This is a genomic window from Kitasatospora sp. NBC_00315 (assembly GCF_041435095.1).
Lineage (GTDB): Bacteria > Actinomycetota > Actinomycetes > Streptomycetales > Streptomycetaceae > Kitasatospora.
In genome coordinates, this window is record NZ_CP108025.1 from 359,880 (window position 1) to 377,050 (window position 17,171).

The 17,171-nt window shown below is 71.2% G+C and carries 16 protein-coding genes and 2 pseudogenes; 9 read left to right on the plus strand and 9 right to left on the minus strand.

All coding sequences use genetic code 11. The features are described from left to right. Window positions 1-295 precede the first annotated feature (295 nt). Window positions 296-853 carry a DUF3291 domain-containing protein gene (locus OG823_RS01405; protein WP_371476710.1) on the plus strand — a complete coding sequence of 186 codons (558 nt, stop codon included), beginning with the start codon at window positions 296-298 and terminating at the stop codon, window positions 851-853. A gap of 326 nt (window positions 854-1,179) precedes the next feature. On the opposite strand, the gene OG823_RS01410 is transcribed toward OG823_RS01405, so the two are convergent. Together OG823_RS01410 and OG823_RS01415 are read right to left on the minus strand one after the other, a co-directional pair. After that, a complete protein-coding gene (locus OG823_RS01410; RefSeq protein ID WP_371476712.1) occupies window positions 1,180-1,854 on the minus strand; it encodes a carbohydrate-binding domain-containing protein in 675 nt (224 codons plus the stop codon). A 9-nt stretch (window positions 1,855-1,863) separates the two neighbouring features. Continuing rightward, window positions 1,864-1,932, minus strand: a pseudogene (locus OG823_RS01415) (carbohydrate-binding domain-containing protein); the annotation flags it as partial. Between OG823_RS01415 and OG823_RS01420 the strand changes: the two are divergent. Both OG823_RS01420 and OG823_RS01425 read left to right on the plus strand, forming a co-directional pair. Further along, window positions 1,917-2,177, plus strand: coding sequence for a flavin reductase family protein (locus OG823_RS01420; RefSeq protein ID WP_371476713.1), 261 nt, complete (start codon window positions 1,917-1,919; stop codon window positions 2,175-2,177). The pseudogene OG823_RS01415 and the gene OG823_RS01420 overlap by 16 nt on opposite strands. 112 nt (window positions 2,178-2,289) lie before the next feature. Further along, window positions 2,290-2,607: a hypothetical protein gene (locus tag OG823_RS01425; protein ID WP_371476714.1), complete on the plus strand. Its 318-nt coding sequence runs from the start codon at window positions 2,290-2,292 to the stop codon at window positions 2,605-2,607. Window positions 2,608-2,821: 214 nt separating this feature from the next. Here the strand turns inward: OG823_RS01425 and OG823_RS01430 are convergent, their stop codons facing one another. The 4 genes and pseudogenes from OG823_RS01430 to OG823_RS01445 form a co-directional block, all read right to left on the minus strand. After that, window positions 2,822-3,112, minus strand: a complete 291-nt coding sequence (locus OG823_RS01430; RefSeq protein WP_371476716.1) for a GlsB/YeaQ/YmgE family stress response membrane protein — start codon at window positions 3,110-3,112, stop codon at window positions 2,822-2,824. A gap of 104 nt (window positions 3,113-3,216) precedes the next feature. After that, the gene (locus OG823_RS01435) at window positions 3,217-4,362 is read right to left on the minus strand and encodes an IS630 family transposase (protein ID WP_371476717.1); all 1,146 of its coding nucleotides are present in this window, start codon (window positions 4,360-4,362) and stop codon (window positions 3,217-3,219) included. Then, window positions 4,251-4,565 (minus strand): annotated as a pseudogene (locus OG823_RS01440) (helix-turn-helix domain-containing protein); the annotation flags it as partial. The pseudogene OG823_RS01440 and the gene OG823_RS01435, both read right to left, overlap by 112 nt. A 176-nt stretch (window positions 4,566-4,741) precedes the next feature. Then, window positions 4,742-5,635: a hypothetical protein gene (locus tag OG823_RS01445; RefSeq protein WP_371476719.1), complete on the minus strand. Its 894-nt coding sequence runs from the start codon at window positions 5,633-5,635 to the stop codon at window positions 4,742-4,744. Between the two features lie 479 nt (window positions 5,636-6,114). On the opposite strand from OG823_RS01445, the gene OG823_RS01450 reads away from it, so the two are divergent. Further along, window positions 6,115-6,840, plus strand: coding sequence for a hypothetical protein (locus OG823_RS01450; RefSeq protein ID WP_371476720.1), 726 nt, complete (start codon window positions 6,115-6,117; stop codon window positions 6,838-6,840). Between the two features lie 655 nt (window positions 6,841-7,495). On the opposite strand, the gene OG823_RS01455 is transcribed toward OG823_RS01450, so the two are convergent. Then, complete coding sequence (locus OG823_RS01455) at window positions 7,496-9,073, minus strand: MFS transporter (protein ID WP_371476722.1); 1,578 nt, start codon at window positions 9,071-9,073, stop codon at window positions 7,496-7,498. Window positions 9,074-9,169: 96 nt separating this feature from the next. Here OG823_RS01455 and OG823_RS01460 point away from each other — a divergent pair, with 96 nt between their 5' ends. The 4 genes from OG823_RS01460 (at window position 9,170) to OG823_RS01475 (ending at window position 12,930) form a co-directional block, all read left to right on the plus strand. Next, on the plus strand, window positions 9,170-9,910 hold the full coding sequence (locus OG823_RS01460) for a TetR/AcrR family transcriptional regulator (RefSeq protein ID WP_371476724.1): 741 nt from the start codon (window positions 9,170-9,172) through the stop codon (window positions 9,908-9,910). Then, window positions 9,903-10,235, plus strand: a complete 333-nt coding sequence (locus tag OG823_RS01465; protein ID WP_371476726.1) for a DUF6204 family protein — start codon at window positions 9,903-9,905, stop codon at window positions 10,233-10,235. The genes OG823_RS01460 and OG823_RS01465 overlap by 8 nt, the downstream gene beginning before the upstream one ends. 236 nt (window positions 10,236-10,471) lie before the next feature. Then, window positions 10,472-12,046, plus strand: coding sequence for an adenosine deaminase (locus tag OG823_RS01470; RefSeq protein WP_371476727.1), 1,575 nt, complete (start codon window positions 10,472-10,474; stop codon window positions 12,044-12,046). A gap of 440 nt (window positions 12,047-12,486) precedes the next feature. Then, a complete protein-coding gene (locus OG823_RS01475) occupies window positions 12,487-12,930 on the plus strand; it encodes a hypothetical protein (RefSeq protein WP_371476729.1) in 444 nt (147 codons plus the stop codon). A 979-nt stretch (window positions 12,931-13,909) separates the two neighbouring features. Here OG823_RS01475 and OG823_RS01480 read toward each other — a convergent pair. Together OG823_RS01480 and OG823_RS01485 are read right to left on the minus strand one after the other, a co-directional pair. Further along, window positions 13,910-14,347 (minus strand): hypothetical protein, encoded by a 438-nt coding sequence (locus OG823_RS01480; RefSeq protein ID WP_371476731.1) that lies wholly within the window; start codon window positions 14,345-14,347, stop codon window positions 13,910-13,912. Between the two features lie 523 nt (window positions 14,348-14,870). Next, a complete protein-coding gene (locus OG823_RS01485) occupies window positions 14,871-15,245 on the minus strand; it encodes a hypothetical protein (protein WP_371476732.1) in 375 nt (124 codons plus the stop codon). 809 nt (window positions 15,246-16,054) lie between these two features. Between OG823_RS01485 and OG823_RS01490 the strand changes: the two genes are divergently transcribed. Next, window positions 16,055-16,861 (plus strand): hypothetical protein, encoded by an 807-nt coding sequence (locus tag OG823_RS01490; RefSeq protein WP_371476733.1) that lies wholly within the window; start codon window positions 16,055-16,057, stop codon window positions 16,859-16,861. Window positions 16,862-17,171: the final 310 nt, after the last annotated feature.

The following is a 17,171-nucleotide window of genomic DNA, read 5'->3' on the forward strand; positions in this document are numbered from 1 at the left end:
GCGTCCGGGTGTCGCCCGGGCGGTGCACCGGAAAGAAGATCTTGGTCGACCCGCCCACGCCCCCGCGATGACCGGTGCAGGAGGCCACGTGGACAGCGAAATCGCAACTTCGACAGGGCCCGCGGAGGCAGCTACCTTCACCTTGGCCTCGGCGATCGCCCACGGTCGCAACGGAGTTCATTCAGGCTGAGCCACCCGTGACGGGATGAGTCGGTCACGCCCCACGAATCCTCACCCCCCTGCGCAGGCCACCGAACCGGGCCCACACCGGGCACCCGACATCAGGGAGAGACGCATGCCCCACCTCGCGCTGTACACATTCGGCGTCCTGAAGTCACCCCTCGCCGATCCCGCACCTCTCACCCGCGAATTCCATCACAGCGGTGAGGCCGTCTACCGGAGGATCAGCCGGCACCCCGGGTACCTCGCTCGCGCTGAACCGGTGGACGGCGACCGGGGCACACTCTTCGACCTGGACTGGGGTGCATGGGGAGAGTTCGCCGTACCGGCCTGGTACGGCAAGGGCAGGGCGGTGGAAACCACCGCCCTGGCCGCGACCCTCTCACTCTGGACCGACCTGCGCCCCGCCTTCGACGCCGTCTACAGCGGTCTGCACCGTGAGGCGCTGAACAGGCGTTACGACTGGTTCGAGAGGACAGGACACCCGAGTTACGTGTTCTGGTGGGTCTCCGACGGCGTGACACCCACCTGGCAGGACGGGGTTTCCAGGCTGGAACACCTCCATGACCACGGCTCCGCGCCGCACGCCTTCACCTTCCACCACTCGTTCGCCCCGGACGGGACTCCGACCAGGATCAGGGGCATCGGGCCGACGAGCGACCAGGTTCGCTGACAAGGAAGTGTCGGGAAGCGGCGCGGCCCGTACGTCACGGCCGCTTCAGCAACCCTCCAGGGCCGTACCGGCGGTGCGGAGCACGCACGGCCACTGCTCCGGTGGAAGCGCTCGGCCTGTTCACCACGCGGTACTCACAGCGGTACGCACCTGGATGCACAGCGAGACCTTGACAGGCACGAACTCCGCCGTGGCGCTCGACTTTTGACGCTGCGTCACATCTGACCCGCGGGGCCGCCCCCGCCCGGGGCCCGGCCGCTCGAACGCCGCAGGCCGGGCGTTCGGAGCGGACACAGGCCGGGCGTTCGGAGCGGAACGGGCAGGGATCAGATTGCGGGGACCTCGACCCAGAAACGGGTGTCGTTGCTGAGGTTCGCGCCGTTCGCTTCGATCCGGCCCTTGATCCAGTACACCGCGTCGCGGTAGTCGGCGATGTCCTTCGTGTTCGGGTTGCTCAGCCCCGAGGCGCCGTTGCGGTGTCCCGCGAACCAGGTGTTCAGGCCGTAGTGGTTCTGGTCCTGATGCAGGCAGGTGAGGTCGGCGCCGAAGTCGCTGGTGAGCACCTGCCCGTTGTTCCACTGCCCGGCGTTCTGGCCGCCGAAGCGGGCGCAGCCGGAGTGCAGCATGAGCCAGTTCTGCTTGAAGACACTGAAGTTGGCCGAGTCCCCGCTCTTACCGTCCCCGTACGGGTAGTCGGTGCTCATCCGATCGCTCTCCAGCATCGCGATCGCCAGGTCGAGCGAGGTCGCACCGGCCCCGCTCAGCTGGCCCTTGCGGGCGCCGAGGCCGCCCACCGCGTAGCTGCCGCACCACAGCCCCGGGGGACAGGCGGCCGTGCCGTCGCCGCTTCCGCCGCCCGCCTGGTCGGCCTTCCCGTACCGGACCACACAGGACTTGCCGTTCTCCCAGCCCCAACCGTCGCCGTCCGGGTCGGTGGCGGAGCCCTGCGCGCAGTACGGGTAACCGTTGGGGGCCACGATGTCCGCGCGGCTGCCGCGCACGACGCAGGACTTGCCGTTCTCCCAGCCCCAACCGTCGCCGTCCGGGTCGGTGGCTGAGCCCTGTGCGCAGTACGGGTAACCGCCGGCCGCAGCCTGCGCGACGGGGGCCGCGCATCGACGGCTGCACCGCCTGGATCGAGTGCGACGTGGAGAGCAGCCTCCCGGCCGGCGACCACCTCGCGATCAGGGGCCGGGTGCGACGGCTCTCCGCGGCGGACGGCGACCGGAGGCCGTTGGTCTTCCACCAGGGGCGCCTGGTGCAGCTGGACCGCTCCCGCCTCGGCCACGCCCCCACCCGTCGCTTCGACTGGTGGGACGCCTGAGCGCGCCCGGGTAAGCCCGAGTACACCCGACCCCCGCCTCTCCCCGCCCGTCGTCGACGTCCACGGCGACCGCGCCCTCGCCGAGGTCCCCGCCGCCATCGAGGTCCGCACCGTGCTGGACGACGTCGAGGTCGACGTCACGTCCTGCACCCGGATCCTCTACCGCGCGGAGCGACGCGAGGGCCGGTGGCTCATCGTCTCCGTCGACCCCGTCTACGAGCGCGACACCCTGGTCACCAGCCTGCCGGGCACCCACCTCACCGTGGACGCGGACGACCTGGTGGCCTTCCGACCCTCCTACCGCATGCTGGCCTACGTCCTGAGCCGACGCGGCTACCGCATCGGGGACGACCTCTACGGCGACGACCAGCCCCGGGCCGCCGCCGAACTACATGCCACGGCCCTTGCCTGGACCCGGGCCCGGACCTGAGCGAACACCCCCGGGCGCTCCCCAGGACGGACGGCCGACCGACCGACGTGGCAAGAACAGGCGGGACACGACGCGGCGGCGGGTCGGCCAACCCGCGCCCGCGGAGTCGGACGCCGAGGGCGACGGCGACAGCCGCGGCCGGAGGTGGACAGCGAAACGGCTCCCCCTCAAGAGAAGAGGAGGAGCCGCTTCCGTCGGCCGGGGGCCGGAACACTCAGGCGTGGCGGTGGTGGTGATGGTGCTGGTGCTTGTTGCCCGTGACCAGCCGGTAGACGGCGAGGAGTATGACCGAGCCGACGATCGCGGCGATCCAGGTGGAGAGGTCGAAGAAGCCGTCGATGGAGTCGACGCCGAAGATGACCTTCCCGAGCCAACCGCCCAACAGGCCACCCGCGATCCCGATGAGGATCGTGACGATGACGCCCCCCGGGTCCTTACCCGGCATCAACGCCTTCGCGATGAAGCCCGCGAACAGTCCGATCAAGATCCAGGCAATGACGCCCATGCGCTTCTCCTACCTCGATGAGTAAAGCCGGTGTCAGTCCTCGTCTTCACCGCGCCGGGAATCCCAAACCCCCGAATCCGGCCTCGGCGTCAACGACCTGATCGTCACAGGGCGTCCCGGCCGCTCGGCCGGGCGGACACGGTCGGCGCCGAGCGCGACCCACCCCCGTCCACGACAAACCGCGCTGTCCGCCGCCGACGGCGGGCTCGTGGCGGTCTTCGGTGCCCGGATACTCGCCGAAATCGGCGCGGGGCCGGCCGACGGTCAAGCGCACGCGCACCTTGCATCCTCCAGGGCCCGCATGACTGCTCGACATCGGCCGCACCGGTTCCGCAACCGCCGACCGCAGATCGCCGTCCTCTCCGAGCGGGAGGAACAATGATGGAGGAACGCACGCTGCACGACGCGCGGCAGGACTCGCGCGACCGATGGGGATGCCTGCTGACGTACTCCTCCAGCTTGTCGATAAGGTCGCCGCGGCCAGCGAAGTCGCCGTGCCGCAGAACGCGGCGGGTCAGGGCGGAGAAGAACAGCTCGACCTGGTTGTGCCAGGAAGCGTGCGGCGGGGTCCGGCGGACGTGCCAGCGCGGGTGCGCGGCCAGCCAGGTGCTGGTGTGCCTGGCGGTGTGGGAGGAGCCGTTGTCGAGCACAACGTGTATCTCCTTTCCGGGTGCGATCGCCCGGTCGAGCTGATCCAGGAAGGCGGTGAAAGTCAGCGCGTCGTTGCGGCGGATCACCTCGGTGAGGACCTCGCCGGTGCGGACGTCCAGAGCGGCGACGAGCGAGGCGGTGCCGTGGCGTCGATACTCGAACTCCTGTCGAGCTGGCTCCCCGGGGCAGGCCGGCCGCCCAGGATGACGGCGCGAGCGGGCGGCGATCGCGGTCTTCTCGTCGATGGACAGGATGACCGCGCCCTCGGGCGGGTCGAGGTAGAGGGCGCACACGGCGGCGGCGCGCTGCCAGAAGTCAGGGGTGTCCCGGCGGATAAGCCAGCCGCGGACCCTGTGCGGCTTCAGATCCAGACCGGCCAGGATCCGGCCGACCTGGGAGGCGGAGACCGACGCGAAGCAGGTGTCGGCCACCTTCCGGGCGATGGTCCGGTGTGACCAGGTCGCCTCCGGACGCGGTGGCAACTGGTCGCAGTGGCCACGATCGCCACCCGCACCTCGGGCCCGTACGACCTCGGCCGTCCTGACCGGTCGGCATCGCGCAGCCCGTCCATGCCTCGGGCCGCGAAACGCCCGCGCCACTTGCGCACCGTGTTCACGCTCACCCCCAACTCCCGGGCGATGGACCCATTCGTGAGCCCGTCCGTCGCCGCGAGCTCGATCGTGGCCCGCAACACCGCTCGCACCTCGGACTTCGCCGAGGCCGCCCTCCGCGCCAACCGCTCGCGGACGTTCGTCTCCAGCACCACCGAGACCGCCGTCGCCGCCTGCCGTTCACCCTCCACGGCCAACGATCATCAGGGGTCGGTGCCACCGACAGGGTGGACTGTGCCAAAGACCCCCGGGATCGCTGCAGCTTCGTATGCGCCACTCCGCCAGCGAGCGACGGCCACAAGTGGCTGCCATCACGGCACAGACCGGCCCGGCCGTCTTGGTCTCCCGGCTCCCGGCCGCCCCGGGGTCAAGCCTCGGAGTTCGGAAGCCGCCAGTCGAAGGGCATCAGATCCCGCTCCCAGGCGGGCGATCCGACCAATGCGTCAGCGGCCTCGGGCGCGCGCAGAAGACAGCGGTGGCGCAACAGCTCGCGTCGTTCACCTGATGTCAGGAGCCTCTCCTCGGGGCTGAGATCCTCCGGGTGGCCGGGGTGCAGGTCGGCACTGCCGTCGATAGGGCGGTCCCCCGCAACGTTGAGACGATCGCCGGCCGGGGTCCGGTAGTCGAGGCGGAAGTCGGTACGCCACTGGGAATTGCTACCCCAGCCCTGGGACAGGTCTACCGTCGGCCGGTGGCGGCGCCGGAAAGCCCAGTACAGCGGTGAGCGGTCCGCGACGCCGCGCTGGGCGTGCCTGATGCCGGCGCGGATCCGCACGCCAGCCCGGCTGAACAGCAACTGGCCCAGCATCAGGCCAGGCCAGAGGATCTCGGTGATCTCGATCCGCGCGTGCGGGTCATCGGCCTGTTCAACTTCGACAATTTCGTGGAGGAACGGGTCGAAGGCATCGCCGTCCTCGCACGGTGTCATGCCGAGCGAGGTGAACACGTCGAGGTATTGCCACTCTGAGGGGAAGGGCCGCGGGTCCGGAAAGCCGGGCCTGTCGGAGGAAGGCTGGAAAGCGAGCAGCAACCGGTCGCTGACCCGGTGCAGAGCATAAAGCTCCCACACGAGTTCCTGCCCGATGGGCTCCGTGCCCTTTCCGGTCCACCATGAGCCGTCTTCGGCCGCTGTGGCCAGCCAGGCACGGTAGCCGCCCTGGGCCCGATCGAGCCACGGCACGACGATCTTCTCGTACGGCTCCATCCCCTCGTACTGCTCCAGGGCCTCGTACAGTTCCCGCGCATCCACCCCGTAGGACATGCCAGGAGCCTACGGGAGGCACAGGCAGCGTCTGAGCAGAGGCCCGACCCGGACGACGACTATGGAGACCGATGTTCTACGAACGCACTCCACTCAAGGCGACGCGGTCAACAGCCATCAACGAACTTCCGCGGAGTAGCACTACCTGCTGACCGAGCTCCCGCTCATCGCCGCGTACAGCTGCGCCTTCCCCCTGGGCTTCATCCTGGCCACACTCTTCCTCCGCCCCCCCGCGACGGCGAACCCGCTCTGATGCGGCGTCTGCCCGCTCCTCCGCGGGGCGGAGAGACCGGACCCGAAGGATCGCACCCGGCCCTGCCGTCACTGCGCTTCGTTGACGGCCGACGTATGCAGGACTGTCGGCCCCGGCCCGTACGCCGGCACCGAATCGGACGGTGTCCGGCCGGAAGTGCTGCCTGGTGCACGACGAGCCGCACGACTGCCGTACAACACTCCTCGTCTTGAACGATAATGCTCGGATGAACGATCCGGCGGCGCCGTGCGCCCCCACAGGGCCCCTCGCCCGAACGGCCGACCAATTGGCCGACGGCGTCACGCGCCTGATCCGCCGGGCCACCTTCTGGGGCGCCGGCTACGCGCTGCTGACTCTGGCAGTGCTGAACACGATGGCGCTGCTCGGACCACTGCAGCTGATGCCGGTGACCATCATGGTGGCACTGGCCATAGCCGGAATGGCTTCGATCCCGACGCTGGGCCTGGTCGACCACGCAGCCGAACGGCTGCGCTCGGCCTCCCACCCGCCGGTCGACAAGCCGGGCAGCTGGGGCGTGGGCACCCTGTTCCTGCTGCTCCTGTTGGCGGCTTCGACCGCGCTGGTCGTCGAGCAGGCCCGGATAAGTCTCACCGTCACCGCACCGATCACCGCCACCCTCGACAACTGCGACCGGACGGGCAGGAACATCGACTGCTCCGGCAGCTGGACCGTCGCCGGCACCACCTACTCCAGCGACCGCCTGATACCCGCAGACAACCTGACCGCGGGCGACACGGTTACCGTCCTCTACGCTCCCGACGACCCCGGCTACGTCCGCATCCCCGGCCAGTGGGCGAGCCCCGGCGGGATCCTCGGAGCCCTCGGCCTCCCCCTCGCGATCGTCCTGCTGACCAGGGTGCTCCCCCGCGAACGTCACCGCCGCCTGGCCTACCTGGCGGCCTGCACCCAGCGTGACGCCCCGTCCGCCTGACCGTCTGACGTTAGCGGCCTGCCGGCGGCTGACGCGGTCGGCCGCGTCGGTGGCGGAGAATGCGGTCACCACGTCCGGGGCCCCGGCGAGGGCGATCTCCCATTCGTCCCTCCCATCCAGGCTCGCCACGAGATCCGCCCCGGCTCCGGCGCCGGGGCTGCCGGGCTGCCGGGCTGCCGGGCTGCCGGACGGAGCATCAGGTTCTCCCGGCGCCGAATCCTCTGCGGCGACCCGCGCCTCTTGTGTGCATGCCGACAGACGTCGGACACGGGATCGGAGGTAGTTGTGATCATCGGAATCGGTATCGCCGTAGCCCTGGCGTTGCTCTGCTCCTGCGTGGTCGCTCGGTCGCCCTCATCCCGGCGGTCGGACCGGTCGGCCTGATCCTCCTGCCGGTCGGTCTGCTCGCTCTGCGGGGCTGTCCGACGTGCTGGACGATCGGACCGGCGCAGACCGTCTCGCGGGGCCGCCTCCAGCGCTCCTGCGAGGACGGCCGGTACAAGGTGACCATGGCCACCCACGACGGACACGGGGGCAGCTGATCCGGCCTGACCTGCGACAGGTGCCCTCGGGCGGTCGTTTCGGGCCCGCCGGCCCAATGGCGAGCACGAGCGCCGCCCCGACCACGACGGGACGGCGTGGCGGACCGGCCCGATCACCCTGACCTGACGGATGGAGCGTGCTCCGCCGCAGCCGGCCGACCGACGGCCGGTCCGGTCGTCCCGGCCGGCCGGGTCCGGCCGTCGGCCCCGGCCGGGCGGAGCAGCGCCGCCACCAGGACGGCCGCGACGGCCAGGGCAGCGGCGGCACAGCGCAGCGCGAGGTGCAGCCCGTCGACGAACGCCGCGTCGACGGCCTCGCGCAGGGCCGGCGGCAGGGCGGTGCCCGGGCCCGTTCCGGTGGCTGGTCCGGTCGGCAGCCGTCGACCGTCCGGCGGGACGCCGAGCCGGTCGAGCGAGGCGGTCAGGGCGCTGGTCAGGCGGCTGGTGAGCACTGCTCCCAGGACCACCACGCCGACCACGCCGCCGAGTTCGCGCAGCGTGTTGACGGTCGCGGAGGCCATTCCGGCCCGGATCGGGTCGACGCGTTGCATGACCGTGATCGACACCGGTGTGAAGGTCATTCCCATGCCGAGGCCCATGGCCAGCAGAACCCACAGGTACTGCTGGTAGTGGGCGTGCTCGCCGTAGACCGACAGGCCCGTGAGGGAGGCTGCGCACAGCGTCAGGCCCGTCACCAGTGGCAGCCGGGGACCGTGGCGGGCCGTGAGCGCGCCCGCCAGCGGTGCGGCGACGACGATCATCGCGGTCATCGGCAGTCCGGCGAACCCGGCGTCCGAGGGCGCCCAGCCCATCACGTCCTGCATCAGCAGCGGCAGGAAGAAGGCCGCGCCGAACATCCCGAAACTCACCGTGAAGCCGCTCACGGCGACCGCCAGGAGCCCGGGGTCGCGGAAGAAGTGCAGGTCCAGCATGGGATCGGTGACGCGCAGTTCGACGAGGACGAAGAGCGGCAGCAGGACGGCGGCAGCGCAGGCGGCCGCCGCCACGCCGGTGTCGGTCCAGCCGCGGGTCGGTCCCTCGATGAGGGCGTAGACCAGGGTGCCGAGGCCGAGTGCGGAGAGCGCCTGCCCCGCGAGGTCCAGCCGCCGGGCCCGGGTGGCGAACTCGGGGAGTGCCCGGGCCGCCAGCAGCAGCCCGGCGACGCCGACGGGGACGTTGATCCAGAACACGCCGGACCAGCCGAACGCCTCCACCGTCGGGCCGCCGATGACGGGGCCGAGCGCCAGGCCGAGCGCGGAGACGCCGGACCAGACGCCGACCGCCCGGGCCCGCTCCCGCTCGTCGGTGAAGACGTGCCGCAGGATCGAGAGGCTGCCGGGGGTGAGCAGCGCGGCCCCGAGTCCTTGCAGGGTGCGGGCGGCGATCAGCTGTCCGGTCGACCAGGACAGCGCCGCCGCCGCGGATCCGGCGGTGAACAGCGCGAGGCCGGCGAGGAAGATCCGTCGGCGGCCGTAGCGGTCGCCGAGGGTGCCGCCGGTGAGCAGCAGGGCGGCGTAGACGAGGCTGTAGCCCTCGACGACCCACTGCAGTGCGCCGACGTCGGCGTGCAGTTGCCGGCCGATCCGGGGCAGCGCGTTGTTGACGACGACGTTGTCGAGCATCGCCATGAACATGGTGGCGCACAGGGTGGCGAGTACCAGCCTCTTGCGCCTGGGGGTCAACTCCTCCATCACTCTCCCTAACAGTGTTAGTCGGCTTTCGGTGCCGCTAGACTGCCTCTAACAGTGTTAGATGGCAAGTGGGATTTCCCGGAGCGGAGACAGCCGATGGCGGACGACGGTGCGGAGACGGCCCAGCAGCCCGGGCTGACCCCGGAGGTGATCGCCCAGGCCGCCCTGCGCGTGCTGGAGCGCGAAGGCATCGACGGACTCTCGATGCGCAAGGTCGGCGCCGAACTCGGCGTGAAGGCCGCCTCCCTCTACTGGCACGTCCGCAACAAGGAACAACTGCTGGACCTGCTGACCGACGCGCTGATGGCCGACGCCGAGCCTCCGCCCCGCGAGGGGTCCTGGCGCGACCAGCTGCGTGCGTACAGCGAGCTGCACCGCCGGCATCTGCTCGGCAAGCGCGACGCCGCCAAGGTCACCGCGGGCCGGCTGGCCCCCGGCCCGCACATGCTGCGCCTGATGGAGGACCAGCTCGGCAGGCTCCGCGAGGCCGGGTTCTCCGACCGGGACGCCGCCCTGGCCGGCTACCTGCTCGGCCTCTACGTGCACGGCTTCGTACTCCAGGAGCAGTCCCCCATCTCGGCGTCCGAGGCCGCGGGGGCGGGCCGCCGCGAGGTCGCCGCGGCGGCGGGGGATCAGTTCCGCCGACTACCCGCGGCGGACTTCCCCAACGTCGTCGCCCTCGCCGACGCGCTCACCGAACCGTCCATGGACGCCCGGTTCGACTTCGGCCTCGAACGCCTCCTCGACGGCCTGGCCGCGCTGCTGACCGAACCCCGGACCGGCCCCGCCGCTCCACCCCCGAGCGAGAACCACAAGGAGAACACCACCCATGAGTGAACGCACCTACCGCGTCATCGTCCGCGGCGTCTTCGCGGACCTGGACGAGACCCGCCGCGCCGACCTGCTCGCCACCGCCGACCAGCACGACATCCTCAACGCCGCGTTCACCGAGGAGGGCACCCTCATCTATGACCGCTCGCTGCGGACCTTCTCCTTCCGCTGCGTGGTCCGGCAGCCCGGTGACGGCGACGAGGAGACGGCGCTCGGCCACGCCTGCGACCGGGCGACCACCGTCCTCGCCGGGCGCGGCATCGGCCACGGGCCGTTGCGCGGCAGCGCCACCAGCCTGGACGACATGAAGATCCGACGGCCCCGGCGCTGACCGCCGCGACCCACCCGCCGCCCCCGGCACGCCCCGGCCTCCGGCCGCCGGGAAAACCCGCACGGCGACGCCACGCAACAGCGCCACGGCGCAGCGGGTGGGCCCGGACGGACGAACGGGGGTTCGTACGTGCGCGTCCCACCAGAGCCACCCACCGCTCGCCCGTCCGGGTGGAGTGTCCGGGACAGGCGCCGAAGGTACCGGCCGACGCGGCGATCGCCCGCGAGCATACGGCCATGATCACGCTACGTCGTACCACCGTCGCCGCGGTCGCCGCCTGTGCCGCGCTGCTCGCACCCCTGCTCCCTGCCGCCGCCCAGGCGGCGCCGCTGCCCGTCGGCACGGCCATGGGCGGCGACGCCGAGCACCGGGTGAACGCCTTCCTGAACACCGTCCGGGACGACCCGCAGGCGCTCCAGCGCTTCCTGTACGACCTGCCCAAGGGCGGCGACCTGCACAACCACCTCTCCGGCGCGGTCTCCACCGAGTTGCTGATCCAGCTCGCCGCCGAGGACGGGCTCTGCATCGACACCGCGACTCTCACCGCGCAGGTGGCGCCCTGCTCCGCGACCGCCCGTCCGGCCGCCGACGCGGTCTCCGACCAGGCGTTCCGTCAGGAGGTGATCCGGGCCTGGTCGATGCAGGACTTCGTCCCCGGCGCCGAATCCGGCCACGACCACTTCTTCGCCACCTTCGGAAAGTTCGGCGAGGCCAGCTGGCGCCACCCCGGCCGGATGCTCTCCGAGGTCACCGACACCATGGCCGCCCAGCATCAGAGCTACCTGGAGACCATGCTCACCCCGGCTTCGTCGAGCGGTGCCGCGCTCGCCGCGAAGGTCGGCTTCGACCCCGACTTCGCCGCGATGCGCGAGAAGCTGCTCGCCGACGGCGGCATGGCACAGGTGGTGGCCGACGCCCGGGCCGAGGCCGACCGCATGTTCGCCGAGTACCGGGCCACCGCGAACTGCGAGAGCGACCGGCCTGCCCCGGGATGCACCGTCTCCGTCCGGCTCATCTCCCAGGCCTCGCGCGCCTCGACATCGGCCCGGGTGTTCACCCAGCTGATGCTCGGCATGGAACTGGCCAGTCAGGACGACCGGTTCGTCGCGGTCAACCTCGTCCAGCCCGAGGACTACCCGGCCTCGCTGGAGAACTACGACCTGCAGATGCAGATGCTGGACTTCCTGCACCCGCTCTACCCCAAGGCCCACATCACCCTGCACGCCGGCGAGTTGGTACCCGGGCTGGTCAAGCCCGAGGACCTGCGCTTCCACATCCGGGAGGCGGTGCTGACCGGCCACGCCGAGCGGATCGGCCACGGCGTGGACGTCGTGCACGAGGACGACTCCGCCGATCTGCTGAGGACCCTCGCGGAGCGACACACCCTGATCGAGGTGCCGCTGACCAGCAACGAGCAGATCCTCCAGGTCTCCGGCCCGGAGCACCCGTTCCCGCTCTACCGGCGGCACGGCGTACCTACCGCGCTGGCCACCGACGACCCCGGGGTCTCGCGCGGCGACATCACCGAGGAGTACCAGAAGGCCACCACCCGCTACGACCTCGGCTACCGGGACCTGAAGGACCTGGCCCGGAACTCGTTGGAGTACGGCTTCCTGCCCGGTCGCAGCCTCTGGCGGGACCGCGACCACTTCGAGCCGGCGCCGCAGTGCGCGGCCGACGTGCTCGGCGGCGCCCACCCGAGCGCGGGCTGTGAGGCCCTGCTGGCGGCCAGCCCCAAGGCCGAGCAGGAGTGGCAGCAGGAGTGCGGCTTCCGGGACTTCGAGGCGGCCGTCCTGCAGCGCGGAGCCTGACCGCAGGGCGCCGGGGCCCGCGCGCAACGGGCGGGCGCCGGCGGCCCGGCTGCGAGTACAGGGGCGGCGTCGAACGTCGAGTCGGACTGGATACCGGAGGAACTGCGAGAGATGGTAGGGAGTTTCATCACACGGACGACCGGCTCAGCAGCTCTCCTCGACGTAGAGCAGAATCAGACCGTCGCCGGAGACATATTCGTACGTTGCCAGTGCGCCGGTCGGCGATCTCCACACGCTTGCCGCTGTGGGCGCGCGGTCCGCACCGATGAAGCCAAGGCGATCCGTATGTCCTCGCACTGACACCCGCTGACCGGTCGACGGTTGTGCATGCCGACTCGATCGACCTACAATCCTCCGAGTTGGAAAGCTGACGTCGGGTCAATTCCGATTTGCGACTCGACTCCTTTCCTCTCATCAATTCCATCGGGGGAACAATGAAGATGTCCGCAATAGCCGCCAGGCGCCCGTTCTCGCGCGCCCTCGCCGTCGGGGTCACCGGCGCGACTGCGCTGACGCTGGGGATGTCGTCCGCGTCCGCGGGCCAGGCGCAGCTCAGTCGGAACCTTCGCCTGACCGACAGTCCGGCTCCGGGCGCGTCTGCTTCGATGACCAGGATCATCGACCTGGACGCGGGCAACTACAGCTGGAGCGTGTCCCTCGACAACGGCCAGGTGAGCTACGTCGACAGCCTCGGCAACCGGAGCCTCTACCTGGCTGAAGGCACCTACACGTGGACCTGCACCATCAGCTCGCCCTGGGCCGGCTCCTACCAGGACACCTGCACCCTCGACAAGGGGATCGGTCCGGCGAAGGTCCAGTCGAACCTGTTCAGCATTCCGGCCACCGGCGACTACCACCTCATCAGTTACCTGTTCAAGGACTGATTCCCACGCGCGCAGAATGTGGGGCGGGCCGCGGAACCGGCCACCGCCCACCGCTTGCGTAGGACTGTTCCCGCGTGCCCGTCATGGTGACAGGGGAGCTGATGCGGTCGGGCAGGGCGGCGTCGGGTTGCGGGGCTGGGGAATGGACGGACCTGGCCGCATATGCTCGCCCCTGTGCCCCGTCATCCGAAGAAGCCCCGCCGGTTGGTCGCCGACGGGCGCGCATACCTGTGGACGCTCCGCCACCGCCACCGCGTGCTCGGCGGCGGCCGGTCCGCGCAGTGCCGGGAGACTCTGACGCTGTATCCGCAGCCCGCCGGCACCGGTGGCGCGCTGCGGATCGTCTTCACGGAGGATTCGGACCGGTACGTCCCGGGCGGGTTCCCCCTGGGCTCCGGGGACGTGGGCCACGTTCATGGCGGCTCCCTGAACCTGCACGAACCGGGCGCCGTCCGGGCCCTGCTCGACGCGGCGTCGGCCGCCGGATGGCAGCCGGGAGAGCGACGGCCCGTGGAGATCGACGGCTGGTCCCTGGTGAAGGCGGCGTCGGCCGCGCGATCCGGGGACGCCGGAGCGGCTCCGGTCGGGAGAGTGTCCGCAACACGGTCGAGCGACTCTCCCTTGCCGACGCCGGCACCCTGAGCACTGCCGAGATCGCCTTCCCCGCCATGCTGATCCGCCGGCACGGCCACCGGCAGCCACGACCGGCAGGTATCCATGCGGGCGAAGACGTGCTCGACCGGGCGCGGAGCTGTTCGTGGTCGTGGTTGTGCTCGGCCTGCCATCCGGTGAGCTTGCCGCCGTCGGGCGGCGGTGCAGGATGACGAGGCCGGTGCCGGGTGGCCGCCGTCGGCGATGATGGTGGTCCGTCCGACGGAGGCTCAGGCTCCGGACCCACAGCTTTGTTCAGGGCCGCAGTGCCCGAGGTGATCACCATCCACCGACAGTGGCTGCCCTGCTCAACCCTGCGGGGCGTGGGTCAGGATCCCGGCCGCATCGCGGCGGCGCGGGTCGCGATGGTCCGATCCACCGTCCCCTGCAGGTCGGCCTCGCCCTGTCCCGTCCCGACCCGTGTGCTGAAGTCCAGCACGACGCCGATCGTCCAGCTGTCCGCCCAGGCACACATCGGGATGTCGCTCGACGACTCCGATCCACGCAGGGTCACCACGGTGCAGCGCAGCACCATCGTCGTGTCGTGCGACGCGTAGGTCCGGGCGGTGGCCAGGGTGAGTGTGCTTGCGCCCGAGTCTGTCATCGGTGCCGCCCGCAGGGCCTGGTCTGCCTGGCCCTCCAGGTCCTGCGGGTAGGGCCGCGGGTAGTTGACGCCGGCGAAGTAGAACGGCTTGTTGATGTCGTACCCAGCCGCGACGGCGGTAGCCGAGCGCTCGGCGAAGAGCGAGGCCAACTGCACACCCATGCGCTCCGCGAGTCCCTCTCGGGTCTGTTTTCCGGCGGCGCCGACGGCCTGCGGGACAGTCAGTTCGTGCTGGGGAGGGACGCCGGGCGCGAGCACACCAGGTTCGTCGACCGCCCGAGGGCTGGTCGCAGCAGCGGTTCCGGTTTCGGTGCCGGTTCCAGTGGCCGAGCAGCCGGCCGCGAATGCGGCCAGCACAGCAAGAACAGTTGTCGGCCGGTATCTGCGCACTCGTCGAACTCCCTGGTCGGTCGAACCGGTCCCCTCACCGGAACAGCATCTCGCCGACCCGTGATCAGCACGACACCGACCACCCGTGGTATCGAAGCCGAGGATGTCGAAGGCCGCCTGAGTCCTCGGACGGATACCGGTGCTCGGAATGATCGTAGCGCCGATGACGATCGTGCAGGCCAAGAAGGACGTCAACGACAATGACATGGGGACACCCGTAGAGACGTGGACGGCGGGCCGGCCCGGAGGCCCGGTGCGGCCAAGGAGAGACTGCGAGGCTTCGTGTGCGGGAGCCTCAGACGTCCCCCAGGCGACGGTAGATGTCCTGCAGAGCCTCCGCGGCGTCGTTCACGGCCTTGGCGGTGTCGCTGTGCGGACCGGGAACGACCGAGAGCATGATCCAGTCGGCTCCGTGGCAGCCCTGGGTCCTGGCCATCGTGATCCTCCCGTCCTGGGTCTCGAGCTCGCGGAAGCCGCCCGGGCCGAGGGCGGGCATGTCCTCGAAGGTGAAGGCAGGTGACAAGGACGGGGTTTCGGCGGACTCCCGGTCGTGCCGGTCCTCGGCGACGAGGGCGCAGCGGCGCTCCGGTGACATGGTGGTGTTCGGCCCCGGCAGCTCCCGGGTGAAGGAGACTCCGATGCCGCCCAGGCCGTTGTCGGTACTGGTCATGCACCCGCCGGAGCTCAGTTCCGGCCCGGTGCCGCCCTGTTCGGTGCGAAGGAGCCGGTACTCGGGACGGACGAGCGGATCCGGTCGCGCGCCGTCCAGTGTGTAGCCGGGCGCGTACCGGGTGAGGAAGTCGGGCCCCAGGAGCGTGCAGAGGTCGGCGCCGTCCTCCGGGAGGATGGCGTCGGCCGGCAGCGGGCGCTTGGTGACCGTGGCGGACGGGCCGGAGTCGTCGGGGGCGCCGGTCGTGATCGAGCAGCCGGAGCCGGTGATTACGGCCGCGCCCAGCAGGGCGACCAGGGACGCCCGGCGTAGGTGGTGGTGTGCGATGAGTTGTTCCCCCGTGCTGTCCCACTGCGTGTCATGGCCGGCGCCGTCCAGTTTCCATGATCCGTAGCAGCGGTCCAGAGTCGGGGGCCGAGGTGCGGCACGCGGTCGCGGGGCCGTCGTCTCACCGGGCCCTCGCTTCCCGGTCCCCCGGCGGATCGGCCGCCGCGTTGCGGCCGAAGATCCGTGCCGGGGAGGCGGAGCAGCTTCTCCCCCGGCACGGACCGGTCGCACCGGCCCGGTCGCGGCCCGGCGGGTCGCCGGCGCCGGAGCTCAGCGGCGATCCTGCCCAGGATGCTCGCGGTCACGCCCGGGCTCGGCTCCTGTGCCGGGATCTGCGGCAGGTGCAGCCGTCCGAGAGATGCCCGCCCGCCCGGAGCCGGCCGGGCACCCCTGGTGCGACATTTCCCACAAACCTCACACGGAGGCTCGATGAGCCGTAGATTCGCTGCACGACTGGTGACTGACGACGCGTGGGAGTAATTGTGGGAAACGGGAACACCTTCGGTGCGAACGCCGGTGTGGGATCGACGATCGCCCTGCTGGAGGCCCAGCTGCCCGCCGTGCTGGAGCGACGGCTCCGGGTAGAGGCGGAGCTCGCGGCCGTCACCGCCGAGGAGGAGGCGGTGACCAGGGCGCTGGAAGGCCTGCGCCTGCTGTCCGACGTTCCTGTGGACGGCGGGGGCGAGCCCCACGGCATCGCATCGCTGCCGCCGGCAGCAGCAGCGCCGACGCCGACGCCGACCGAGGCTCTGCCCGCACCGGATTCGGCGGCCGGGCACAGTGCCCCGTCGGCGACGCCCGCGCCGGACGCGCCTACCGCGCCGACGGCCGGGACGAGGGCGGCCGCCAAGAAGGCCCCCGCGAGGAAGCCGGTCCCGGCGAAGAACGCCGCGCCCGCGCCCGACGCGAAGGTACCGGCCCCCCGCGCGAGGAAGAGCGCCAAGAGGGCGGCGGTGACCACCGAGCCCAAGGCCGCTTCGAAGCGGGTATCCACTGCCGGGAAGACCGAGTCCGTGCCCACGGCCCCTACCGGCGGCAAGGCCCCCGTCAAGGAGGCCGCGCCGCAGGCCGCCGGCGCCCGTCGACGGCAGGTGGCGGACGCGGACAGCGTGCTGGGGCTGCTGTCCGCGGCGACCGGCCCGCTGCGCGCCCGTGAGGTGACCGAGCTGCTGGGCCTGGACACCCTCGACGCCAACGTCAACGCGATCCGCACCCGGCTGGAGCGCCTTACGAAGGACGGCCGTGCGCAGCGTTCCGGGCGCGGCCTGTACACCTCCGTGGCGGGCTGACAGGTCGGTCCCAAGGCCCCGCACACCCGGTGTGCGGGGCCGCCCTGCCTGCGCCCCGTCCAGGCGTGTGCCTGGGCGGGGCGCCGCCGTCACCGGCGGCCGGCGGCGCCCGGTGGCGGCGTACACCCGGTACGTCTCGACGGCGCCCCCTCCCCGCCGGCCCCGGCGCGTGCTGCGCCACCCGCACCTGCACCGCCTGCACCTGCACCTCAACCCCGCGCGCCGCGCCGCGCCGCGCCACAGCGGATCTGTCCCCGGGTGGCTTTCCCCGTGATCCCGCCCTCCGGTGAACGCGGCAGCCCGTGGAAGG